Source organism: Streptomyces albidoflavus, assembly GCF_000719955.1.
Taxonomy (GTDB): domain Bacteria; phylum Actinomycetota; class Actinomycetes; order Streptomycetales; family Streptomycetaceae; genus Streptomyces; species Streptomyces albidoflavus.
Map to the genome: position 1 here is coordinate 20,305 of NZ_JOII01000027.1, position 23,110 is coordinate 43,414.

23 protein-coding genes are annotated in these 23,110 nt (G+C 71.6%); 4 read left to right on the plus strand and 19 right to left on the minus strand.

The window, feature by feature from the left end:
- Positions 1 to 6 precede the first annotated feature (6 nt).
- From tatC to IF45_RS0123505, 10 genes are all read right to left on the minus strand, one after another.
- A complete protein-coding gene (gene tatC, locus IF45_RS0123460; protein ID WP_008408819.1) occupies positions 7 to 981 on the minus strand; it encodes a twin-arginine translocase subunit TatC in 975 nt (324 codons plus the stop codon).
- A 59-nt stretch (positions 982 to 1,040) separates the two neighbouring features.
- Positions 1,041 to 1,337, minus strand: a complete 297-nt coding sequence (gene tatA, locus IF45_RS0123465) for a Sec-independent protein translocase subunit TatA (RefSeq protein WP_003947192.1) — start codon at positions 1,335 to 1,337, stop codon at positions 1,041 to 1,043.
- A gap of 227 nt (positions 1,338 to 1,564) precedes the next feature.
- Positions 1,565 to 1,750: a hypothetical protein gene (locus IF45_RS0123470; RefSeq protein ID WP_008408822.1), complete on the minus strand. Its 186-nt coding sequence runs from the start codon at positions 1,748 to 1,750 to the stop codon at positions 1,565 to 1,567.
- Between the two features lie 16 nt (positions 1,751 to 1,766).
- Entirely contained in the window at positions 1,767 to 2,018 is a 252-nt protein-coding gene (locus tag IF45_RS0123475; protein WP_003947194.1) for a hypothetical protein, read from the minus strand.
- Positions 2,015 to 2,977, minus strand: coding sequence for a helix-turn-helix transcriptional regulator (locus tag IF45_RS0123480; RefSeq protein WP_008408824.1), 963 nt, complete (start codon positions 2,975 to 2,977; stop codon positions 2,015 to 2,017). Before IF45_RS0123480 ends, IF45_RS0123475 begins: the two co-directional genes overlap by 4 nt.
- Positions 2,978 to 2,987: 10 nt before the next feature.
- The gene (locus IF45_RS0123485; RefSeq protein WP_008408825.1) at positions 2,988 to 3,941 is read right to left on the minus strand and encodes a helix-turn-helix transcriptional regulator; all 954 of its coding nucleotides are present in this window, start codon (positions 3,939 to 3,941) and stop codon (positions 2,988 to 2,990) included.
- 112 nt (positions 3,942 to 4,053) lie between these two features.
- Positions 4,054 to 4,428, minus strand: coding sequence for an FKBP-type peptidyl-prolyl cis-trans isomerase (locus tag IF45_RS0123490; RefSeq protein WP_003947197.1), 375 nt, complete (start codon positions 4,426 to 4,428; stop codon positions 4,054 to 4,056).
- Between the two features lie 90 nt (positions 4,429 to 4,518).
- A complete protein-coding gene (locus IF45_RS0123495; protein WP_018469189.1) occupies positions 4,519 to 5,499 on the minus strand; it encodes an FKBP-type peptidyl-prolyl cis-trans isomerase in 981 nt (326 codons plus the stop codon).
- Between the two features lie 193 nt (positions 5,500 to 5,692).
- Entirely contained in the window at positions 5,693 to 7,054 is a 1,362-nt protein-coding gene (gene pafA, locus IF45_RS0123500) for a Pup--protein ligase (protein ID WP_003947199.1), read from the minus strand.
- A 9-nt stretch (positions 7,055 to 7,063) separates the two neighbouring features.
- Complete coding sequence (locus IF45_RS0123505) at positions 7,064 to 8,323, minus strand: MFS transporter (protein ID WP_003947200.1); 1,260 nt, start codon at positions 8,321 to 8,323, stop codon at positions 7,064 to 7,066.
- Positions 8,324 to 8,514: 191 nt separating this feature from the next.
- Between IF45_RS0123505 and IF45_RS0123510 the strand changes: the two genes are divergently transcribed.
- A complete protein-coding gene (locus IF45_RS0123510) occupies positions 8,515 to 9,531 on the plus strand; it encodes a LacI family DNA-binding transcriptional regulator (protein WP_030309388.1) in 1,017 nt (338 codons plus the stop codon).
- A gap of 51 nt (positions 9,532 to 9,582) precedes the next feature.
- Here IF45_RS0123510 and prcA read toward each other — a convergent pair whose 3' ends face one another.
- The 5 genes from prcA to arc all read right to left on the minus strand — a co-directional run bounded on the left by prcA (position 9,583) and on the right by arc (position 15,439).
- Positions 9,583 to 10,395: a proteasome subunit alpha gene (gene prcA, locus IF45_RS0123515; protein WP_015508128.1), complete on the minus strand. Its 813-nt coding sequence runs from the start codon at positions 10,393 to 10,395 to the stop codon at positions 9,583 to 9,585.
- Positions 10,396 to 10,453: 58 nt separating this feature from the next.
- On the minus strand, positions 10,454 to 11,299 hold the full coding sequence (prcB, locus tag IF45_RS0123520; protein WP_003947203.1) for a proteasome subunit beta: 846 nt from the start codon (positions 11,297 to 11,299) through the stop codon (positions 10,454 to 10,456).
- A gap of 234 nt (positions 11,300 to 11,533) precedes the next feature.
- Positions 11,534 to 11,752, minus strand: a complete 219-nt coding sequence (locus IF45_RS0123525) for a ubiquitin-like protein Pup (protein ID WP_003947204.1) — start codon at positions 11,750 to 11,752, stop codon at positions 11,534 to 11,536.
- Positions 11,753 to 11,894: 142 nt separating this feature from the next.
- Entirely contained in the window at positions 11,895 to 13,406 is a 1,512-nt protein-coding gene (gene dop, locus IF45_RS0123530; protein WP_008409490.1) for a depupylase/deamidase Dop, read from the minus strand.
- Between the two features lie 266 nt (positions 13,407 to 13,672).
- Entirely contained in the window at positions 13,673 to 15,439 is a 1,767-nt protein-coding gene (gene arc / locus IF45_RS0123535; protein WP_003947206.1) for a proteasome ATPase, read from the minus strand.
- A 253-nt stretch (positions 15,440 to 15,692) separates the two neighbouring features.
- Between arc and IF45_RS0123540 the strand changes: the two genes are divergently transcribed.
- On the plus strand, positions 15,693 to 16,001 hold the full coding sequence (locus IF45_RS0123540; RefSeq protein ID WP_010636670.1) for a ferredoxin: 309 nt from the start codon (positions 15,693 to 15,695) through the stop codon (positions 15,999 to 16,001).
- Between the two features lie 91 nt (positions 16,002 to 16,092).
- Here the strand turns inward: IF45_RS0123540 and IF45_RS0123545 are convergent, their stop codons facing one another.
- From IF45_RS0123545 to IF45_RS0123555, 3 genes are all read right to left on the minus strand, one after another.
- Positions 16,093 to 16,698 carry a hypothetical protein gene (locus IF45_RS0123545; RefSeq protein WP_030309390.1) on the minus strand — a complete coding sequence of 202 codons (606 nt, stop codon included), beginning with the start codon at positions 16,696 to 16,698 and terminating at the stop codon, positions 16,093 to 16,095.
- 235 nt (positions 16,699 to 16,933) lie between these two features.
- Positions 16,934 to 17,836, minus strand: coding sequence for a tRNA (adenine-N1)-methyltransferase (locus IF45_RS0123550; RefSeq protein ID WP_003947209.1), 903 nt, complete (start codon positions 17,834 to 17,836; stop codon positions 16,934 to 16,936).
- Positions 17,837 to 17,900: 64 nt separating this feature from the next.
- Positions 17,901 to 19,145 (minus strand): site-2 protease family protein, encoded by a 1,245-nt coding sequence (locus IF45_RS0123555; protein WP_008409498.1) that lies wholly within the window; start codon positions 19,143 to 19,145, stop codon positions 17,901 to 17,903.
- A 202-nt stretch (positions 19,146 to 19,347) separates the two neighbouring features.
- On the opposite strand from IF45_RS0123555, the gene IF45_RS0123560 reads away from it, so the two are divergent.
- A complete protein-coding gene (locus tag IF45_RS0123560) occupies positions 19,348 to 20,316 on the plus strand; it encodes a RecB family exonuclease (RefSeq protein ID WP_008409500.1) in 969 nt (322 codons plus the stop codon).
- 16 nt (positions 20,317 to 20,332) lie between these two features.
- A complete protein-coding gene (locus IF45_RS0123565) occupies positions 20,333 to 21,010 on the plus strand; it encodes a response regulator (RefSeq protein ID WP_003947212.1) in 678 nt (225 codons plus the stop codon).
- Positions 21,011 to 21,092: 82 nt separating this feature from the next.
- Here the strand turns inward: IF45_RS0123565 and IF45_RS0123570 are convergent, their stop codons facing one another.
- Complete coding sequence (locus IF45_RS0123570) at positions 21,093 to 22,697, minus strand: ABC transporter substrate-binding protein (RefSeq protein ID WP_030309394.1); 1,605 nt, start codon at positions 22,695 to 22,697, stop codon at positions 21,093 to 21,095.
- Positions 22,698 to 23,110: the final 413 nt, after the last annotated feature.

A 23,110-nucleotide genomic window follows, 5' to 3' on the forward strand; every position in this document is an offset into this window, starting at 1 on the left:
TACAGGTCAGGTCGCGTCGTCGTAACCGCCGAGTTCCTTGCGGCCGTCGCCTCGTCCCAGTTCGCCGCGGTTCGTCTGCTCGGGCAGGACCGGCGGGGCGCCGACCGGCTCGATGGCGTCGACCGGCTCGGGGGTGAGGTCGATCTCGGACGCCTCGTCGTCGTCGAGTTCCGCGTCGGGGTTGCCACGCGCCCGCCTGCGGTCGTTGAGGACGCAGATGCCGAGGGCGAGGAAGTACAGCAGGCAGATGGGCGCGGCCAGCATCAGCATGCTGCCCGGGTCCCCGGTCGGGGTGGCCACGGCGGCGAAGATGGTGATGCCGAGGACCATCCCGCGCCACCAGGAGCCGAGGCGCTTGGCGGAGAGCACGCCGGTGATGTTGAGGAGGACGAGGACCAGCGGCAGCTCGAAGGCGAGGCCGAAGACGATCACCATCCGCATCACCAGGTCGAGGTAGTCGTCGACCGGGAGGAGGTTGAGGACGTTCTCGGGGGTGAAGTCGAGGAGGATCGTCGCCGTCTGCGGCAGCACCGTGTAGGCGAGGAAGGCGCCGCCGACGAAGAGCGGGACGCCGATGCCGACGAACGAGAGGGCGTACTTCTTCTCGTTGCTGTGCAGGCCCGGGGCGAGGAAGGCCCAGAGCTGGAAGAGCCAGAAGGGGCTCGCGAGGACCACGCCGGCGACCAGCGAGACCTTCAGGGCGATCGTGAAGGGCGCCACCAGACCGTTGAAGGTCATGTCGGCGCACGGATTGCCGTTGTCCTGCGTCGGCGATCCGTCGAGGCAGCCCACCGACTCCTGGACCGGCCTCAGCAGCAACTCGATCAGTTCGGTGTAGAAGAACGCGGCCGCGATCGTGATGACGATGATCGCCAGGACGGACTTCAGCAGACGGTTACGCAGCTCGCGCAGGTGTTCGGCGAGGGGCATCCGCCCCTCGGTGTCCTTCTCCTGCTTCGGCTTGCGGGCAGACCCGAGCAACCCACGTCCCTCGTCTCGTTACGAACAGGCGGAGCCGGCGGCCCGCCGTGGTGATGGCGTCAGCTCTGCGGGGTGCGGTTCTGCTCGTTGACCGGGCGGGAGCTGGAGACGTCGCCCGGCGCGGCCTGGATGGTGCGGGCCGTCGTCGACTGCGGGGTCTGGGCGTCCGGAGCGGCGGCGGCCTCGGCCTGGCCCTCCTGGGAGCCGTCCTTCTTCATCGCCTTCGCCTCGCTCTTGAGGATGCGGGCGGACTTGCCGAGGGAACGCGCCATGTCGGGAAGCTTCTTGGCTCCGAAGAGGAGCAGGATGACGACGACGATCAGGAGGATCTCTAGGGGCTTCAGGTTGCCGATCATTGCGATTCCTTCTCACCGAGGCGGCTGGGGGGTGGAGCTGCCGCACACGGCTGGACGGGGTCCGGCCGTCGCGCGCAGCGATCGTAACCCGCGTGGGTAAACGCGGGGCAATGCCCGTGCAGACACCAGGTCGCGGCCGGGTGCCTCGGGCCCGGCCGCCGCCGTCTCAGCGTACTCCCTGCCCGTTTGCGGGAGCAGAGGGCGTTGGGGTACGGGAAAACGCGAGCTCAGCGGGGTGGGGGCAGGCGCGTGGCGGCCCGTTCCAGCTCCTCGGCGGCCGTGTTGATCCGCGCGGAGGTCTCCGCGACCTGCCGGGCGAGCCGTCGCACCTCCAGGAAGACGCGTACCGCGAGCACCCCGAGGACCGCGAGTCCGGCGAACCCGAGCACCACCGCCACCATCGGCCAGACCATGTCCGTCATCCCCGCATCAGTTCCTCACCGGCGTCTGCGGCTGCGGCGCGCCCGCGGCCAGCCGCAGCGTCCGCACGCCGCCCCGGGTCAGCAGTTCCACGATCCGCTCCCCCGCCGGCTTGCGGACGGCGCTGTCGCAGGCCGGGCAGGTGAAGGAGTAGAAGGTGGTGCGGCGGCTGCCGCCGATGGCCAGCCGCAGCGCGCCGGCGGCCAGCTCGAAGCGGGAGCGGCAGTCCGGGCAGGCGGCCTTGAAGAGGACCCCGCTCACGGCTGGGCCTCGTAGGCGGCGAGGGCGTCGCGGGCGGCGGCGCGGGCGCTGTCGGCGAGGCCGGCGGGGGCGGTGATCCGCCCGTCGCGGCCGAGCCGCAGGGCGAGGCGGCGCAGCGAGGCGGGGTCGGGGGTGCGCAGCGTGATGCGCAGGCCGCCGTCGGGCAGCTCCTCGGCGCTGTCGTGCGGGTAGTACTCGGCGACCCAGCGGCCGCCCGGCCCGACCTCGATGACGACCTCGGGGTCGTCGGCGGAGGGCTGGACCAGGCCGGCGGAGAGGTCGCGGACCTCGATCTCGGGCGGGGCGGAGACCTCGTCGAGGACGCGGATCTCGGCGACCCGGTCGAGGCGGAAGGTGCGCCGGTCCTCGGAGAGGCGGCACCAGGCTTCCATGTAGGTGTGGCCGACGGTGAAGAGGCGGATCGGGTCCACCTCGCGCTCGGTCAGCTCGTCGCGGGCGGGCGAGTAGTACCGCAGCCACAGGCGGCGGCGCTCGGAGATGGCCCGGTCCACGTCGGCGAAGACGCCGCCCTCGGCCTCGAAGGTGACCGAGAGGCGGGAGCTGGAGGCGGCGGCCTCGCCGGCGGCGGCCTCCAGCTTGGCGGTCACCCGCAGCAGGGCCTGCCGGTCGCCCTCGCGCAGGCCCGGCAGGGTGGAGACGGCCCGCGCCGCCACCAGCAGGGCGGTGGCCTCGTCGGCGGCGAGCCGCAGGGGGGCCGCCACGTCGTCCGGGTTGTGCCACCAGATGCGGTCGCCGTCGGTGTCGATGTCGAGCAGGTCGCCGCCGCGGAAGCTGGTGCCGCACAGCGGCAGCACGTCGAGGTCGGAGATCAGCTCCGCCTCGCTGACGCCGAAGGCCCGCGCCACGTCGGCGACGTGGGCGCCGGGGCGCTCGCGCAGGTAGGTGACGAGCGACAGCATCCGCCGCGTCCGGTCGATGGCATTGGCCTGGGCCGCCATGGTTACTCCCTCAGTCCTTCGCCACGGCACGGAGCCGGTCGATCACGTCGGCCCGCAGTTCGGCCGGTTCCTGCACCACCACGTCGGGCCCGTACTCGACGAGCGAGGCGTCCAGCCCGTGGCCGTAGGGGATCTCCAGCTCGTCCCAGCCCTCGCCGAGCGGCGTCACCGAGCGGGCCTTGGCGCGCAACGGGTACCCGGCGCCGGAGCGCAGCCGGATGACGGCGGTGCCCTCGGCGCTCTCCCCGGCCCAGCCCGCCACGGTCTCGCGGACGGTGACGACGTCGGGCACGTCGGCGGTGAAGCCGCCGGAGCGGGTGCGGACCTTGCCGGTGATGCGGGAGAGCCGGAAGACGCGCTCGGCGCCACGGTCCCGGTCGAAGCCGGCCAGGTACCAGTGGCCGCGCCAGCACTCCAGCGCCCAGGGCTCGACCTGGCGGGGGGCGGGCTGCACCGCGTTGGCCTTGCGGTAGTCGAAGACGACCGGGCGGCGGTCGCGGCAGGCCAGCATCAGCGGTTCGAAGGCGGACTCGTGGACCGGGATGTGCGGTTCGAGGGCGGAGTTCCCGGCGAAGGGGTCCGCGTCGTCGGGGAGCCCGGCCGCGCGCAGCTTGTGGAGCGCGCCGCTGGCGGCGCCGGCCAGCCGGGCCTGCTGCCAGACCTTGGCGGCGAGGCCGAGGGCTGCGGCCTCCTCGGCGTCGAGGGTGAGCGGCGGGAGGCGGTTGGAGTCGCGGCGGGCGTGGTAGCCGACCTCGCCGTCGATGTTGTCCACAGTCTCGATGACCAGTCCGAGCTCGCGCAGGTCGTCCTTGTCCCGCTCGAACATGCGGTTGAAGGAGTCGTCGTTGCCCGCTTCGAGGTACGCCTCGATGGAGCCCCGGAGCTCTCGTTTGGACAGGGGGCGCCGGGTCCCGAGCAGACACAGTGCCAGGTTCATCAGCCGCTCGGCCTTGGCAATCGCCATCGACGCCCTTTCTGGTGGTCCTTCGACGGACGACCGTACCGCCCCGGGGTGTCGCGGCCAAAGCGGAGGGCCCATGCCTGACGGCATGGGCCCTGGAGTTGACCGCTTGGGATCAGACCGCGACCAGGTCGCAGACGAAGATCAGCGTCTCGCCGGGGGCGATCCGCCCGCCACCCGCGCCACGGTCGCCGTAGGCGAGGTGGGCGGGGATGGTCAGCTGGCGGCGGCCGCCGACCTTCATGCCCTGGACGCCCTGGTCCCAGCCGGCGATGACCTGTCCGGCACCGAGCTGGAAGCCGAGCGGCGTGCCGCGGTTCCAGCTCGCGTCGAACTCCTCACCGGTGGAGAAGGCCACGCCCACGTAGTGGACCTGGACGGTGTCGCCGGCCTTGGCGACCGGGCCGTCGCCCTCCCAGATGTCCTTGATCTCCAGGTCCGCCGGGGGCTCGCCACCTGGGAAGTCGACCTCGGGCTTGTCGATGCTCACGTAAGACTCCTGCTTCTGTACTTTCGGGCAACCGGGACAGTCTGCCACCGCGGGGCGGGCGGCGCGCACACCCCCCGCCCCGGGTCAGGCTCACATCGCGGCGAGCACGTCCACGACGAAGACCATGGTCGAGTTGGCGGGCAGGTCCTCGCCCTTGTCCTCGTCCTTGTAGCCCTGCTCCGGCGGAATCACCAGCATCACGCGGTCGCCGACGTGGGTGCCGACGAGGCCCTTGTCCCAGCCCTCGACGACCTGGCCGACGCCGATCTGAGTGGCGAAGGGCGAGCCGGTGTTCCAGGAGGAGTCGAAGAGCTTGGCCTTCTCCTTGCCCTCGTTCGGCTTCCAGGCCGCGCCGCTGTACTGCATGTACACCGTCTGGCCCTTCTTGATCTCCTCGCCGTCACCCTTGATCAGCGTCTTGCTGGTCAGCTTCTTCGGCGGGTCGTTCTTCGGCACCGCGATGGTGGCCGGCTCCGGCTTGTCGGCCTTGACCTGGGGCAGGTCGGAGGGGATCTCCGCCTGCTCGCCCTCGGCCATGTTCGGCACGACGTCCTTGATGTCCAGGGCGAAGACCAGGGTGTCCTTGCCCGTGACGCCCAGCTGCTCCTGGCCGGCCTCGCCGAAGGCGGCGGCCGGCGGCGCGACGACCAGGACGCGGCTGCCGACCTTCTGGCCCAGCACCGACTGGCTGAACGCCGGGATGATCGTCTCCGCGCCCGCGGTGATCATCTGGGGCGCGCCGCCCTTGTCGTAGCTGGAGCCGAGGTCCTTGCCGCCCTTCCAGACCTTGCCGGTGAAGTTGGCCATCACCAGGTCGTCCTTCTTGACCTCGGGTCCGTCACCGGCCGAGAGGGAGTGGACCACGAACTTGTCGCTCGGGTCGCCCTTGGGGAGCTTGATGGTGGCCTTCTTGCCCGGCTCGCCGGAGACCTCCGGCATGGGGTCGGCCGAATCGACCGGCTTGGGGGCCTTGGGGGCCGCCGCGGGCTTCTCGGAGGCCGCCGCGTCGTCCTTCTTCTCGGCCTCCTCACCCCCGCAGGCGGTCAGCAGCAGAGCCGGAACGATGAACAAGGCGGCAAATCGGCGTCGCACAGAGGACCTCGGGGGGTTGGCGGATACGGGAAACGTCGGTCCCGCCACTCTACGGCCCAGCCGCCCCACTGCTCCCGTACGGCATGGAACGGGCCCCTCGTCACACGGACGAGGGGCCCTGGTCACCGCCGGTCCACGGCGGGGAGGAGCGGTGTGTCACATTCCGGTGCCGTCACATGCCGGCGATGAGCTTCTCCACCCGGTCGTCCACCGACCGGAAGGGGTCCTTGCACAGCACGGTCCGCTGCGCCTGGTCGTTGAGCTTGAGGTGGACCCAGTCGACGGTGAAGTCGCGGCGCTGCTCCTGCGCCCTGCGGATGAAGTCGCCGCGCAGCCGGGCCCGGGTGGTCTGCGGCGGGACGGACTTGCCTTCGAAGATCTTCAGGTCGTTGCAGATCCGGGCGGCCTGGCCGTTCTTCTCCAGGAGGTAGTAGAGGCCGCGCCTGCGGTGGATGTCGTGGTAGGCGAGGTCTATCTGGGCGACCCGGGGGTGGGACATGGTCATGTTGTGCTTGGCCCGGTACCGCTCCAGGAGCTTGTACTTCATGACCCAGTCGATCTCGGTGGCGACCCGGTCGAGGTCCTCCTCCTCGATCGCGTCGAGGGTGCGGCCCCAGAGCTCCAGGACCTGCTCGACGGTGCCGGTGCGGATGCCCCGGCGGTCCACGAAGTCCACGGCCTTCTCGTAGTACTCCCGCTGGACCTCCAGGGCGGAGGCCTCGCGGCCGCTGGCCAGGCGGACCTTGCGGCGGCCGGTGGTGTCGTGGCTGACCTCGCGGATGGCCCGGATCGGGTTCTCCAGGGTGAGGTCGCGCATCACGGTGCCGGCCTCGATCATGCGGAGCACCAGGTCGGTGGCGCCGACCTTGAGGAGCATGGTCGTCTCGGACATGTTCGAGTCGCCGACGATGACGTGCAGGCGGCGGTAGCGCTCGGCGTCCGCGTGCGGTTCGTCGCGGGTGTTGATGATCGGGCGGGAGCGGGTCGTCGCGGAGCTGACGCCCTCCCAGATGTGCTCGGCGCGCTGGCTGACGCAGTACACCGCGCCCCGGGGGGTCTGGAGCACCTTGCCGGCCCCGCAGAGGAGCTGCCGGGTCACGAGGAAGGGGATGAGGATGTCCGCGAGGCGGGAGAACTCCCCGTGCCGGGCCACGAGGTAGTTCTCGTGGCAGCCGTAGGAGTTCCCGGCGGAGTCGGTGTTGTTCTTGAAGAGATAGACGTCGCCCGCGATGCCCTCCTCGTGCAGGCGGCGTTCGGCGTCGACGAGCAGCCCTTCGAGGATGCGTTCGCCGGACTTGTCGTGGGTCACCAGTTCGGTGACGTTGTCGCATTCCGGTGTGGCGTATTCCGGATGCGAACCCACATCGAGATAGAGGCGGGCACCGTTCCGCAGAAAGACATTGCTGCTGCGGCCCCATGACACAACGCGGCGGAAGAGGTAGCGCGCCACCTCGTCAGGCGACAGACGGCGCTGTCCCCTGAAGGTGCACGTGACGCCGTACTCGTTCTCCAGCCCGAAAATGCGGCGGTCCATGACTGAACATTACGCCTGATGCCCCGCACTGAAACCGGGTTCGGCGGCCCCGTTTCGATCATTTTCCGAAGAGACCACCGGATCGCCGCCCCGGCCCCGCCCGTTCAGCACCCGCGTGGTGGCCAGCAGCACCAGCAGGGCGGCCACTCCCCCGGCCCCCGCGACCCAGAACCCGGGGGCGGTGCCGCCCCATTCGACGGCCGGCCCCGCGGCCCCGGTCCCCAGCGCCGCGCCGACGCCGAAGACGGTGACGAGCCAGGAGAACGCCTCGGTCACCGTTCCCCGGGGCGCGTGCCGGTCCACCACCACGAAGGCGCAGGCGAGCGCGGGCGCCAGGAAGAGACCGGAGACCACGGCGAGGCCGGTCATCGCGGCCACCCCGGGGGTGAGCGCCAGCGGGAGGTAGCCGAGGGCCAGCAGCCCCACCAGGAGGCGCAGCCGCCGCTCGGGCTCCCCCGCCCACTGCCGGGCGCCGTAGACCACGCCGCCGATCAGGGCGCCGAGGCCGAGCGCCGCCATCAGCCAGCCGTAGACCGACTCCCGGCCGTGGTCGTCGGCGTAGGCGACGGCGGCCACGGTGATCGAGCCGAGGGCGACGCCGACGAAGAGGAAGGAGCCGAGCAGGGCCAGCAGCCCGGGCGAGCGCAGCGCGCCCAGCCAGTGCGCCTCGCGCGGGGCCGAGCGCCAGCGCCGGGAGGGCGCGGAGACGACGACGGAGAGAGCGCCGAGCACCCCGAGGACGTTGATCACCAGCAGCGCGGCCCCCGGCGACCACCAGGCGACGAAGAGCGTCACCAGCAGCGGCCCCGCGGTGAACATGACCTCCTGCGCCACCGCGTCCAGCGCGTACGCCGCGTGCACCCGGTCCGCCCGTCCGAGCACGCTCGGCCACAGGGCCCGCAGCCCGCCCTCCAGCGGCGGGGTGAAGATTCCGGCCATCACGACGGCCGCGTAGGCGGGCGGCAGCGGGTCGATGCCGACGACGGCCAGCGCCGCCATGCCGGCCCCGGACAGCACGGCGGCCGGGAGCATCACCCTCGGCTGCCCGTACAGGTCGACGGCGCGGCCCAGCAGCGGCTGGCCCACGGCGGTGGCCAGCCCGTAGACCGCCGCGAGGGCGCCGGCCAGCGCATATCCCCCGCCCTCCGCGCGGACGAAGAGCACGATCGCGATGTGCCCGGTCGCGCTGGGGAGGCGGCCGACCAGCGTGCCGCAGAGCAGCCGCGCCGCGTGCCGCGAGCGCAGCAGTTCCCCGTATCCCGCCGCCATCGGCAGCCCCTCACCTCAAGTGTTACGTATAACGTCGGCGTCATACGTACCATGTGCGGGCAGCCGGGGTCCAGGTGACGCGGGGGCGGGGGGACGGTCCCGGCCGACGCCCGCCGGGGCGCGCGGGTCCGCCGTCGGCCCCCGCCCGCCGGTCGCACCGGATTCCGCCCTCTGGAGAGGACCCCGCCGCTTTGTCCGCCGCTTCCCGGCCCACCAGCAAGGACGTCGCCCGCGCCGCCGGGGTCTCGCAGGCCGCCGTCTCCCTGGTCCTCGGCGGCAAGTGGCCGGGCCGGGTCTCGGCGGCCACCGCCGAGCGCGTCCGGGAGGCGGCCCGGTCCCTGGGCTACCGCCCGAATCTCGCCGCCCGCGACCTCAGGACCGGACGGACCCGCACGGCCCTGCTGGTGGTGCCCGCGCTCACCAACGAGTTCTTCGCCCGGGTCCACGCGGGGGCCGCCTCCGTCGCCGCCGCGCACGGCTTCGGCGTCCTCCTCTACCCCTCGCCGGAGGGCACCGGACCGGCCACCGACCCGTTCGCCTCCGCGCCGGCCGCCCTCGACGGCGTTCTCGCCTCCTCGATGGCGGCCCAGGCGCTCAGCGGGATCGGCGCGGGGGCCCTGCCGCTGGTGATGCTCGACAGCGACCCGGCGACGGGGCCGGGCACCGCCACCGTGAACCTCGCCATCGCCGACGGCATGCGCCAGGCCGCCGGGCACCTGCTGGGGCTCGGCCACCGCGACCTCGTCCACCTCGCCGCCGGCGTGGACTCCTGGACCTTCGAGGTCCGCGCGGCCGCCCTCGCCGCCTCGGTGGCCGCCGTGCCCGGCGCCCGGCTCCGAACGCGTCGGTGCGCGCTCGGGGTGGCCGAGGCACAGGCGGCGGTGACCGCCCTGCTCACCGCCCCCGGGGAGCGTCCGACCGCCCTGGTCTGCGACGACGACCTGCTGGCCGCGGGGGCCTGCAAGGCGGCCCGGCGGCTGGGGGTACGGGTCCCCGGGGAGCTGTCCGTCACCGGGTTCGACGACCTGACCCTGGCCACGGCGATCGAGCCGGAGCTGACCACCGTCACCCTGCCGGCCGAGGAGTTCGGCGCCCGGGGCATGGCCGCCCTGCTCACCGCGGTGGACGGCGGCACCCCGGCGGACGAGGAACTCCCCGTCACCCTCACCGTCCGCGGCTCCACCGGCCCGGCGCCCGCCCGGACATGACGGTGGCCCGCACCCGGCCCCGGTGAGGGCGGGTGCGGGCCACCGCAGGGTTCAGCTCGGCGAACCGGAGCCCGACGGGCCGTCGTCGCCCGGCAGGTCGGGGAGGTCCAGCTCCTCGTCCTCGTCCGCCGCCGAGGAGGCGGAGGAGGACGAAGAGGTGCCCGAGCCCTCCTCCAGGAGGCGGGCGAGGCGGGTGCCGACGATCCGCTTGAACTTGCGCCGCTGCGGCCGGGTGCGGTCGAGCACCGCGACCTCGAGCCGCTCGGCGGGGATCTCGCGCTCGCTGCCGTTGGTGTCGCGGGAGAGGGCGCTGACCGCCAGGCGCAGGGCCTGGGCGAGCGTCATCGAGTCCTCGTGGCGCTGGTCCAGGTAGGAGCTGATCTGCTCGGCGTTGCCGCCGACCGCGACCGAGCCGTGCTCGTCGACGATCGAGCCGTCGTGCGGCAGGCGGTAGATCTGGTCGCCCGAGGCGTCCTCGCCGACCTCGGCGACGACCAGCTCCACCTCGTACGGCTTCTCGCCGTTGCTGGAGAAGATGGTGCCGAGAGTCTGCGCGTACACATTGGCCAGGCCGCGCGCCGTCACGTCGTCGCGGTCATAGGTGTATCCGCGCAGATCGGCGTAGCGCACGCCGCCGATCCGGAGATTCTCGTATTCGTTGTACTTACCGGCGGCGGCGAACCCGATCCGGTCGTAGATCTCGCTGAACTTGTGCAGTGCGCGGGACGGATTCTCACCGACGAACACAATGCCGTCGGTGTACTGGAGCACCACGAGGCTCCGTCCGCGGGCGATGCCCTTGCGGGCGTATTCCGCCCGGTCGGCCATGGCCTGCTGTGGTGAGACATAGAACGGCGTCGACACCGGCTATCCGTCCCTTTCTGTCGGTGACCCAAACAATCCAGGCGGCACGAGCCGCGCCCTACAGCAGTGCCGCACGCGGCCCGTCCGGCTCCTCCATGCGCCGCTCCAGCACCGCCCGCGCGACGTCGGAGATCTGCTCCTCCGTCAGCCGCCGGAAGCCGTCGTCGGTGATCACGGTGACGATCGGGTAGATCCGCCGGGCGACGTCCGGGCCGCCGGTCGCCGAGTCGTCGTCCGCGGCGTCGTAGAGCGCCTGGACGACCAGCGTGGTGGCCTGCTCCTCCGTCAGGTCGTCGCGGTAGAGCTTCTTCATGGAGCCGCGGGCGAAGGTCGAGCCGGAGCCCGTCGCCGCGTACCCGTGCTCCTCGGAGCGGCCGCCGGTGACGTCGTAGGAGAAGATGCGGCCGCGCTCGCGGTCCACGTCGTACCCGACGAAGAGGGGGACCACGGCGAGGCCCTGCATGGCCATGCCGAGGTTGGAGCGGATCATCGTGGAGAGGCGGTTGGCCTTGCCCTCCAGGGAGAGCGCGGCGCCTTCGACCTTCTCGAAGTGCTCCAGCTCCAGCTGGAAGAGCTTGACCATCTCCACCGCGAGACCGGCGGTCCCGGCGATGCCCACGGCCGAGTGCTCGTCGGCCGGGAAGACCTTCTCGATGTCGCGCTGGGCGATGACGTTCCCCATCGTGGCGCGCCGGTCGCCGGCGAGGACGACCCCGCCGGGGAAGGTGCTCGCGACGATGGTCGTGCCGTGCGGGGCCTGGACCACGCCCTGGACGGGCGGGAGCTGGCGGTTGCCCGGCAGCATCTCGGGCTGATGCTCCGACAGGAAGTCCACGAACGACGAGGACCCGGGCGTCAGGAAGGCAGCCGGCAGACGCCCGGTGCTACGAGTGATGGCTTCCACACGTTTCCTTCCGGATAGGCGGCGGCCTGACCCGAGCGCCGGGCGGTGCCCGACGTGCCGGTGGCCGAATAGCAGGTGAAGCACGTTACGCCAGGGACCCTACCCGCCCGGGGGCGGTGATCCACCTGGGATACGGGAGAAGGCGGACGGCTCACGGGAGCCGCCGTCACGCAGCGGCGGGCGGCGTCCTGGACGCCGCCCGCGCGCCGGTGAGGGCCGAGGCCCCCGAGGGGGCTACTCGCCGCCCTTCTGCACGAATCCGCGGACGAAGTCCTCGGCGTTCTCCTCCAGGACGTCGTCGATCTCGTCGAGAACGGAGTCGACGTCGTCGCTCAGCGCCTCCTGGCGCTCCTTGAGCTCCTCCGAGACCGTTGCGTCCTCGGTCTGCTCCTCGGTCGTTTCCGCCGGACGATTCGCCTTCTGCTGTCCGCCGTCGCTGTCCTTGGCCGCCATCCGTACCTCACCCCGCTCGGTTCGATGTACTCGATGTACTTGATCAGACCCTACAAGTCGGGCCCTGATCCGGCGCGTCCTTAAGTCCGGCCGGCCCGGGGCCCGCGGGCCCCGGAAGGATCATTCCCGGTCAGCGGCGGTTTCAGCCGCCCGAGAGGGCCTGAACAAGTTCCTGTGCGGTACGGCACCGGTCCAGGAGCTGCCCGACGTGCTCCCGGGTGCCGCGCAGCGGCTCCAGGGTGGGCACCCGCTGGAGCGAGTCGCGTCCCGGCAGGTCGAAGATGACCGAGTCCCACGAGGCCGCCGCCACGTCGTCGGCGTACTGCTCCAGGCAGCGGCCGCGGAAGTAGGCGCGGGTGTCCTCCGGGGGCCTGATCTGCGCCTCGGTGACGTCCCGCTCGTCCAGCAGCCGCTGCATCCGCCCCCGGGCGACGAGGCGGTTGTACAGCCCCTTGTCCTGGCGCACGTCCGCGTACTGGAGGTCGACCAGGTGGAGGCGGGGCGCGTCCCACTCCAGCTGGTCGCGGCGCCGGTACCCCTCCATCAGCTGGCGCTTGGCCACCCAGTCGAGCTGGTCGGCGAGGCTCATCGGGTCGCTCTCCAGCCTGCCGAGGACGTCCTCCCAGCGGGCCAGCACGTCCCGGGTCTGCTCGTCGGCGTCGGCGCCGTACCGCTCCTCGACGTACTTGCGGGCCAGCTCGAAGTACTCCATCTGGAGCTGGACGGCGGTGAGGGTGCGGCCGCTGCGCAGGGTGATGAGCTGCTTGAGGGAGGGGTCGTGGGAGACCTTGTGCAGGGTGCGGACCGGTTGGTCGACGGCGAGGTCCACGGCGATGAAGCCGTCCTCGATCATCGAGAGGACCAGCGCGGTGGTGCCGAGCTTGAGGTAGGTGGAGATCTCCGAGAGGTTGGCGTCGCCGATGATCACATGGAGGCGGCGCCAGCGCTCGGCGTCGGCGTGCGGCTCGTCCCGGGTGTTGATGATGGGCCGCTTGAGTGTCGTCTCCAGGCCCACCTCGACCTCGAAGTAGTCGGCGCGCTGGCTGAGCTGGAAGCCGTGGTCCGAGCCGTCCTGGCCGAGCCCGACGCGGCCGGCGCCGGTGACGACCTGGCGCGAGACGAAAAAGGGCGTCAGGTGGCGCACGATGTCCGCGAAGGGGGTGTCCCGCTTCATCAGGTAGTTCTCGTGCGTGCCGTACGAGGCGCCCTTGTTGTCGGTGTTGTTCTTGTACAGGTGGATGGGCTGGGCGCCCGGCAGGCCGGCGGCCCGCTCGGCGGCCTCGGCCATGATGCGCTCGCCAGCCTTGTCCCAGAGGACGGCGTCGCGCGGGTTGGTCAGCTCGGGCGAGCTGTACTCGGGGTGCGCGTGGTCGACGTAGAGCCGTGCGCCGTTGGTGAGGATGACGTTGGCCAGGCCGATGTCCTCGTCGGTGAGCTGGCTGGCGTCGGCGTTGTCCCGGGCGAGGTCGAAGCCTCGCGCGTCGCGCAGCGGGTTCTCCTCCTCGAAGTCCCAGCGGGCGCGGCGCGCCCGGTGCATCGCCGCCGCGTAGGCGTTGACGATCTGGGACGAGGTGAGCATGGCATTGGCGTTGGGATGGCCGGGGACGGAGATCCCGTACTCCGTCTCGATGCCCATTACTCGCCGTACGGTCATGCGGCCCTCCTTGCCCTGCGGCGCCCCCGGGCGGGGGCGGCGCTCAAGTTCCGCGGGTGCTCGCGGGTGCGCGTGCGGTGCCGTCCCCGCGCCGCGCGACCTCGGTGGTACCGACGAGCCTAGAACGCCTTTGCGCTGGTGGGGAGTGATCGCGGGGTTTGCTCGGGGTGTGCCGCGGTGGCGGCGGGGAAAGCAGGCGGCTGCGGACGCCCGGATGGACGTCCGCAGCCGGCCCGTGGTGCTCAGGGTGCCTTACAGGTACTGCCTTACAGGTACTGACCGGTGTTGGCCACCGTGTCGATGGAGCGTCCGGTGTCCGCGCCCTGCTTGCCGGTGACGAGCGTGCGGATGTAGACGATCCGCTCGCCCTTCTTGCCGGAGATGCGGGCCCAGTCGTCCGGGTTGGTGGTGTTCGGCAGGTCCTCGTTCTCCTTGAACTCGTCCACGCAAGCCTGGATGAGGTGGGAGACGCGCAGGCCCTTCTGCTGCTGTTCGAGGAAGGCCTTGATGGCCATCTTCTTGGCGCGGCCGACGATGTTCTCGATCATGGCGCCGGAGTTGAAGTCCTTGAAGTAGAGGACTTCCTTGTCGCCGTTGGCGTACGTGACTTCGAGGAAGCGGTTCTCCTCGGACTCGGCGTACATCTGCTCGACCACGGTCTGGATCATGCCGTGGACGGTGGCGTCCCGGTCGCTGCCGTGCTCGGCGAGGTCGTCGGTGTGCAGCGGCAGGCTGGACTTGAGGTACTTGGCGAAGATGTCCTTGGCGGCCTCGGCGTCCGGACGCTCGATCTTGATCTTCACATCGAGGCGGCCGGGGCGCAGGATCGCCGGGTCGATCATGTCCTCGCGGTTGGAGGCGCCGATGACGATGACGTTCTCCAGGCCCTCGACGCCGTCGATCTCGGCGAGGAGCTGGGGGACGATGGTGTTCTCGACATCGGAGCTGACGCCGGAGCCGCGGGTGCGGAAGAGCGATTCCATCTCGTCGAAGAAGACGATGACGGGAGTGCCTTCGCTGGCCTTCTCACGGGCCCGCTGGAAGACCAGGCGGATGTGCCGCTCGGTCTCACCGACGTACTTGTTGAGGAGTTCGGGGCCCTTGATGTTGAGGAAGAAGCTCTTCCCCGCGGGCTGCCCGGTCGCCTCCGCCACCTTCTTGGCGAGGGAGTTGGCCACGGCCTTGGCGATGAGCGTCTTGCCGCAGCCGGGCGGGCCGTAGAGCAGGACGCCCTTGGGCGGGCGCAGCTCGTGCTCCTTGAAGAGGTCCGGGTAGAGGTACGGCAGCTCGACCGCGTCCTGGATCGTCTCGATCTGGCTGCCGAGACCGCCGATCCGGGTGTAGTCGATGTCCGGGACCTCTTCGAGGACCAGCTCCTCGACCTCGCTCTTGGGGATGACCTCGTAGACGTATCCCGAGCGGGGTTCGAGCAGGAGGGCGTCGCCCGGGCGGATGGTGACGCCCAGGAGCGGTTCGGCGAGCCGGACCACGCGCTCCTCGTCGGTGTGGCCGAGGACCAGGGCGCGGTCGCCGTCCTCCAGGATCTCCTTGAGGGTGACGATCTCGCCGACGCTCTCGAAGGTCATGGCCTCGACCACGTTGAGCGCCTCGTTGAGCATCACTTCCTGGCCGCGCCGCAACTCTTCGAGTTCGACGCCGGGGCTGACGTTGACCCTCAGTTTGCGGCCGCCGGTGAAGATGTCGGCGGTGCCGTCCTCATTCGCCGTGAGGAAGACACCGAAGCCGGCCGGCGGCTGTGCGAGCCGGTCGACTTCTTCCTTGAGGGCCACGATCTGGTCGCGGGCCTCGCGGAGAGTGCTGGCGAGCCGCTCGTTCTGTGCGGACACGCCGGCGAGATTGGTCTGCAGCTCGACGATCCGCTCTTCGAGAATCCTCGTTTGGCGCGGAGAGTCGGCGAGCTTGCGGCGCAGGACGGCGATTTCCTGCTCAAGATAGGCGATCTGCCCGGCCGGGTCGTCGGACCCTCGTCCCGGGCGGATGCCGCGGTTGGTGTCGTCGTCGTGGGCTGCCACGGTCCTCACCTCCTCCAAGGGGAGCTGGACGCTTCCAGACCCTACCTGGGCGGGTGTCGGTTGAAACCCCTAGATCACAAAGACCTCGGGGTGTGTCCGATCTTCACCCTTGCGCTCTCCCTCACGTCAAGGCCATACCCACCCTCGGGCCGGAGGAAGCCGCCGGTTGTATCGTCGGGTTGTTCAACACCCGTCGGCGCCCTTTCGCCTGTCCCGGCCGGGACGGGTCCGGCGCCGGGAAACGGCAGGAGAGATGACGGTGCAGGAGGAGGCCGGGCCCGGCGCGGGCGAGGCGCTGGAGGTCTGGATCGACCAGGACCTTTGTACCGGTGACGGCATCTGTGTGCAGTACGCGCCCGAGGTGTTCGAACTGGACATCGACGGCCTGGCGTACGTGAAGAGCGCCGACGACGAACTGCTCCAGCAGCCCGGGGCGACCACCCCGGTGCCGCTGCCGCTGCTGCGCGACGTGGCCGACTCGGCCAAGGAGTGCCCGGGCGACTGCATCCACGTCCGCCGGGTCGCCGACCGGGTGGAGGTCTACGGACCCGAGGCGTCGTAGCCCGGCGGTCCCGGTACGGGAACGGGCCCGCTTCCACCGGCTGGTGGGGGCGGGCCCTTCGCGTGGGTGCGGCGTGGTGGGTGAGGCGTGCTCAGGCGCCGGCCGACCGGGCGGGATCGGAGCGGAGGAACGCCTTGCCGCTCCACCGCCAGGTGACGTTCTCCTCGGTGTCGGGGCAGCACCGGGGTATGTCCACCGAGGAGTAGCCGAGCAGGGTGGCGCGGACCACGCCGTCGCGGATGGTGAAGTTGTCTATGCTCCGCTGTTCGAGCGGGTCGAGGAGGGTGGCGACGACGCGGGGCGGCGCCTTCGGGTCCTGGCCGGCGGTGAGGACGTAGACGGCGCGCGGCGGGGTTCCCGAGCCGGCGTCGCAGTGCACGACCGCGACGGTCTCGGGGGCGCGGTCGCCGTCGAGGTCGCCCTCGGCCTCGTCCTGGACGACCGCGTCGGCGGGACCGCAGTCGAGGGGGAACTCGGCGCCCTCGGTGCCCGGGGCGGTTGGCGGGGGCGCGGGGCGGGACTCCTTCGCGGGACCGGGGTCGGCGGGCGCGGCCTGGGCCGCGGGCTGCGCGGTGGCCGGTCCGGGCTGGAGGAGGCCGGTCAGGGCGACGACGGCGGAGACGGCGGCGGCCGTGGCGACCCAGTGGAGGGGCCGGGCGCGCGTGTGGGCCAGTTCCGGGACGGCGGGGTGCTGCACTAGGAGGATCTCCCGTGAGGGCTGTGCCGGTGGGGTTGTCGGCATGGTGCCACACGTCACACGGCCTGGGAACGGCGGGGTCACGACGGTTACGGCGGGGCCGTCCGGGTGACGCCCCGTCGGGAGGGCGGACGGGGCCGTCCGGGTGAGGCGCCGGGACCATCCGTACGCGTGACGCCGCCGCCCGGTACGCGGGGTGCGTACCGGGCGGCGGCGTACGGGGTGGGGCGGCGGGTCAGCGCGGGGTGCCGCCGTCGGCGTTGGGGCCGGAGTAGTCCTCGCCGTAGGCGCCCTTGGCGGGGCGGCGCCTGCGCATCGGGGGCTCGACCCCGTCGGCGAGGCGGCGGGCGGTGAGGAGGAAGCCGGTGTGGCCGATCATCCGGTGGTCCGGGCGGACGGCGAGCCCCTCGATGTGCCAGTTGCGGATCATCGACTCCCAGGCGGTCGGCTCGTTGAAGCAGCCGATCTCCCGGATGGACTCGACGGTGCGGGCCAGCTGGGTCGTGGTCGCCACGTAGCAGCAGAGGATGCCGCCGGGGACCAGGGCCTTGGAGACGACGTCCAGGCACTCCCAGGGGGCGAGCATGTCGAGGATGACCCGGTCGACCTCGGTGTCGGAGAGGTTGTCCTGGAGGTCGCCCACGGTGAGCTGCCAGGCGGGGTGCGGTCCGCCGAAGTACCGCTCGACGTTCTGCCGGGCGATGTCGGCGAAGTCGGCGCGGCGCTCGTAGCTGTGGAGCATGCCCTGGTCGCCGATGGCGCGCAGCAGGAAGCTGCTGAGGGAGCCGGAGCCGACACCGGCCTCGACGACGCGGGCGCCGGCGAAGATGTCGGCGAAGGCGAGGATCTGGCCCGCGTCCTTCGGGTAGACCACGGCGGCGCCGCGGGGCATGGACAGGACGTAATCGGGGAGCAGGGGGCGCAGAGCGAGGTAGGCGACGTTTCCCGTGGTGCGGACAACGCTGCCCTCGGGAGCACCGATCAGCTCGTCGTGGGGGAAGGAACCCTTGTGGGTGTGGAAGTTCTTCCCTGCTTCGAGCGTGAAGGTGTAGTGGCGTCCCTTGGGGTCGGTGAGCTGGACCTGGTCCCCGACTTCGAAGGGCCCGCGACGGCGGGCGGCACCGGTCGGTTCGGACATGTGACCAGCCTACCGGGCGTGGGGCGGGGCCCCGGACCACGCCCCCGGGGCCGGCCGCCGGGGGTCAGCGGCCGGGCCGGGCCATCGCCTTGACGAAGGCGCGCTCGACGTCGGAGGCGGCCAGCACCCCGTAGACGGCGCCGTCCTCCTCGACGACCAGGTACTCGCTGGCGGGGTGGGCGCGGAGTCGTTCCAGCAGTTCCTCGCCGGCCAGCTCGGCCGGGACCCGGGTGCCCTCGGTGATCTCCTGGGCGAGGCCGCCGACCGCCACCCAGGGCCTGCGGTGCTCGGGGACGCCGACGATGGCGGCCTCGCGGACCAGGGAGACCGGGTCGCCGTGCGGGTCGACGACGACCAGGGCCCGGGCTCCGGCCTCGTTGGCCCGGCGCAGCGCCTCGGAGAGCGGGGTGGCCTCCTCGACGGGGACGGCGCGCCGGGTCAGGGCGCGGGCGCACAGGTCGGGCAGGTGCTCGCGGAGGCGGGCGACGCGCAGGCTGTTGCCGGCGCCGGTCCAGATGATGGCGGCGAGGATGGCGGCGAGGAGCGCGTCCATCACCGTGTCCATGCCGTCGACCTCCTGGCCGGCGCCGCCGAGGGTGCCGGTGTGGGTCAGCAGCGGCAGGCCGATGAGGACGGCGACGGCGAGCGCCCGGCCGACCCAGGCGGCGGCGACGGTGCCGCTCATGGGCTTGCCGGTGAGCTTCCAGACGACGGCGCGCAGCATCCGGCCGCCGTCCAGAGGCAGGCCGGGCAGCAGGTTGAAGACGGCGACCAGGAGGTTGGAGATGGTGAGGCCGGCGATCAGGACGCCGGGGACGGTGCCGGGTTCGACCAGGTCGAGGGCGAGGTAGAAGGCGCCGCCGAGGACGAGGGAGAGCAGCGGGCCGACGAAGGCGAGGAGGAACTCCCGGCCGGGGGTCTCGCTCTCCTTCTCGATCTCGGAGACGCCGCCGAAGAACTGGAGCTGGATGCGGCGCACCGGCAGCTTCTGGCGCAGGGCGACGACGGTGTGGGCCAGCTCGTGGACGAGGACCGAGGCGTAGAAGGCGACGGCGAAGAAGAGGGAGACCAGGTAGCGGGCGCCGCCCAGTTCGGGCAGGACCCGGTCGAGCTGGCCGCCGAAGACCCAGGTGATGAGGGCGGCGACCAGGAACCAGCTGGGGGCGACGTAGATCGGTACGCCGAAGAAGCGGCCCATGAGCAGGCCGCCGCCCGGTTCGCGGGGCCGTTCGGGTGGCTTGCCGGGTCCGGGGGCGCCCGGGCGGCCGTCGCCTTCGGGCCGGCGCTTCTGGCCGCCGCTTTCGTCCACGGTGATCCCTCAGTCCCCTTGTGCGTTCCGTCTCTCCCGGTGTCCCCCTGGACGACGGCCGGATGGTTCCGATCATGCAGGGCGGGAGGGTCTGGCGTCGATGGTAAGCGGAGGGAAGGTGCCCGTGGGCTGCGCCTCTCCCCGCTCGCGGCGGCCCCCGGCGGGTCCGCGCCGTCGGCCCGGGGCCGTAGGGTCGGGGGTCATGGAGACGAGGACGGACGCGGAACCGGTGGGCACGGCGGGCGAGGCGGGTGCCGAGCCGCCGGTGACCGGCGCGGAGCAGGCCGGGGCGGCGCCCGGCGAGCGGCGCAGGCCGCCGGTGTCGCTGTCGCCCTCGCGGGCGAGTGACTTCATGCAGTGCCCGCTGCTGTACCGCTTCCGGGTGATCGACCGGCTGCCGGAGAAGCCCAGTCCGGCGGCGACCCGGGGCACGCTGGTCCACGCGGTGCTGGAGCGGCTCTTCGACGCCCCGGCCGCCGAGCGGACGGCGCCGCGCGCCACGGGGCTGCTGCCGGGCGAGTGGGAGCGGCTGCTGGCCGAGCGCCCGGAGCTGGCGGAGCTGTTCTCCGGCGAGGAGGGCGAGTCCACCCCCGGCGAGCGGCTGGAGCGGTGGCTCGGCGAGGCGGAGCGGCTGGTCGAGCGGTGGTTCACGCTGGAGGACCCGACACGGCTGGAGCCGGCCGAGCGGGAGCTGTTCGTCGAGGCGGAGCTGGAGTCGGGGCTGCGGCTGCGCGGCATCATCGACCGGGTCGACGTGGCGCCCACCGGCGAGGTGCGCATCGTGGACTACAAGACGGGCAAGGCCCCGCGCCCGCAGTACGCCGAGGGCGCGCTCTTCCAGATGACCTTCTACGCGCTGGTGGTGTGGCGGCTGAAGGGCGTGCTGCCCCGTCGGCTGCAACTGGTCTACCTGGGCAGCGGCGAGGTGCGGAGCTACGACCCGGTGATGGCGGACCTGGAGCGGGTGGAGCGCAAGCTGCTGGCGCTCTGGGAGGCGATCCAGGAGGCGACCAGGACGGGCGACTGGCGCCCGAAGCCGTCGAAGCTGTGCGGCTGGTGCGACCACCAGGCGGTCTGTCCGGAATTCGGCGGGACTCCCCCGCCGTATCCCTTGCAGGTGCACCTGCCCGGGTCGCGCGAGCCCGGGCAGGGCAGAATGAGCCCCTCCTAGCCGAAGGGGAGATCACGTGGCCATTCGCGTCCTGCTGGTGGACGACCAGCCACTGCTGCGCACCGGATTCCGGATGATTCTGGAGGCCGAGCAGGATGTCGCGGTCGTCGGGGAGGCCGGTGACGGCCTCCAGGCCCTCGACCAGGTACGGGCGCTCCAGCCCGACGTGGTGCTGATGGACATCCGGATGCCCCGGATGGACGGGGTGGAGGCGACCCGGCAGATCACCGGGCCGGAGCGGGACGGGCCGGCCAAGGTGCTGGTGCTGACCACCTTCGACCTCGACGAGTACGTGGTGGAGGCGCTGCGGGCGGGGGCCAGCGGCTTTCTGCTGAAGGACGCGCCCGCGCACGAACTGGTGCAGGCGATCCGCGTGGTGGCCTCGGGCGAGGCGATGCTGGCGCCGAGTGTGACGCGCCGTCTGCTCGACAAGTACGCCGAGCACCTGCCCTCGGGCGACGAGCCGGTGCCGGACACGCTGCACACCCTCACCGACCGCGAGGTGGAGGTGCTCAAGCTGGTGGCGCGGGGGCTGTCCAACGCGGAGATCGCGGCGGACCTGTTCGTCAGCGAGACGACCGTCAAGACCCACGTGGGCCACGTGCTGAACAAGCTCGGCCTGCGCGACCGCGTCCAGGCGGCGGTCTACGCGTACGAGAGCGGTCTGGTGCGGCCGGGCGCGGCCGGGCAGTAGCCGCCTCCGCGCCTCGTACGACGACGGCGGCCGCCCGCCCCTGGGAGGGGTCGGGCGGCCGCCGTCGTGCGTGGGGCGCGGGTCAGCTGCTGACGCCGCGGTCCAGCTCCCAGAGCTGGATGTTGGAGGAGGAGTCGAGGGCCCACTCGACGCCGATGATGTCGTCGCGGGCGGCGACGTACTGCTTGCCCTGCCAGAGCGGGAGGACCGGGACGTCCTGGGCGACGATGTCCTGCATCTGCTTGATCGGGTCGGCGGCCGCGGAGCGGTCGGCCTCCCGGCGCGAGGCGGGGATCAGCTTGTTCTGGATGTTCTTGTTGCTGTACGGCGAGGACAGGAAGTTGTCCTTGTCGAGGAAGGGCGCGAGGAAGTTGTCGGCGTCCGGGAAGTCGGGGAACCAGCCCATCCCGAAGACCGGGTACTCGCCCTTGACCTGCGCGGCGCGGTACTTGTCCCAGCCGGTGCCCTTGACGTCGGTCTTGAAGAGGCCGCTCGCGTCGAGCTGGCGGCTGATCTCCTTGAACTCGGCCTCGGTGCCCTGGCCGTAGTGGTCCGTGGTGTAGTTCAGCGTCAGCTCGACGGGGGTGTCTATGCCCGCCTGCTGGAGCGCGGCCTTGGCCTTGGCCGGGTCGGGCTGCTCGCCGTACTGGTTGAAGAACGAGTTGGTGTGCCCGGTGATCGTGGTGGGCACCAGCGAGTAGAGCGGCTCGGCCGCGGTGCCGTAGACCTTGGAGGTGAGGGTGCCCCGGTCTATGAGGTAGCCCATGGCCTGGCGTATCGCCTTGTCGGCCTTGGGGTCGTCGGTGTTGAAGCCCAGGTAGCGGATCTCCAGACCGGGCATCTCGACGAGGCGGATCTTCTCGACCTGGTCGCCGGTGTACTTCTTGATCTGCTGCGGCGAGATCGTACGGGTCATCAGGTCGACCTCGCCGCTCTCCAGCGCCTTCCCCATGGTGTCGGGGTCGGCGAAGGAGCGCATCACGACCTTCTCGTTCTTCAGCTTCAGGCTGCCCTTGTAGTCGGAGTTGGCGCTGAAGTTGAGCTTGACGACCTGGTTGTCCTCGACCTCGGTCTGCACGCTGTACGGGCCCGAGCCGGAGACGTCGAAGCCCTTGCGGACCTTGTCGCCCGGGTAGTCGGCCTCGTTGACGATGCCGGCGGCGGGGGTGGCGAGCTTGTAGGGGAAGGTCGCGTCGGGGCTGTGGAGGTGGAAGACGACCTCGCGCTCGCCCCGGGTCTCGACGGTGTCGATGTTGGCCAGCAGACCGACCGGACCGTTGCTGTCCTTGATGCGCATCGTGCGGTCGATCGAGAACTTGACGTCCTCGGCGGTCAGCTCGTCGCCGTTGGAGAAGGTCAGGCCCTCGCGGAGCTTGCAGCTGTACCGCTCGTTCCCGGCGTCGGTGAAGGAGCAGGTCTCGGCCGCCTCGGGCACCGGCTCGCCGCCGCCGCGGGGCAGGGTCACCAGGGTCTGGATGGTCTGGCGGAGCACGTTCCAGGCACCGGCGTCGTAGGCGGAGGCCGGGTCGAGGGGGGCGGGGGCTTCCTGGGAGGCGGCGAACCGGTCGGTGGTGCCGACGACGATGGCGTCGCCGCCCTGGTCCGCGCCGTCCGATCCGCCGCAGGCAGCGAGTACGGGGGCGAGCAGGCCGACGACGGCCGGCAGCACCAATGTCTTGCGGTTCATGCGCGCAGTTCTCCACAGCAGTCGATCCCACGCCTGTCCGCGGCTGAGGGGTGGGGCCGGGCCGGCGCGAGGGGGGTATGGCGATGTTCTCGCGACGACATTAGACCGCTTGTGCCAGTACCTCAGAATGCGGCCGGAGTTGGGAACAATCACGCTGTGGAACCGGGTGCGGACGCACCGAATTCCCACTGCGGGGAAGCTTTTCCGCACGGGTCCACCAATCGGGACACATGGGCATCACGCGACCGGGAAGAAAACGGACGTCCACACAGGTTCTCCACGGCGTCGACAGCGACACGCGTGAGAAAGGTCACCTGAACCGGGTGAGATCGGGCACGGCCGCCGCCCGGTCGGGCGGCCGGCGGGTACCGGTCCTCACCGGTAGGGATACGGAGCGTGACCGCCTCACAGGT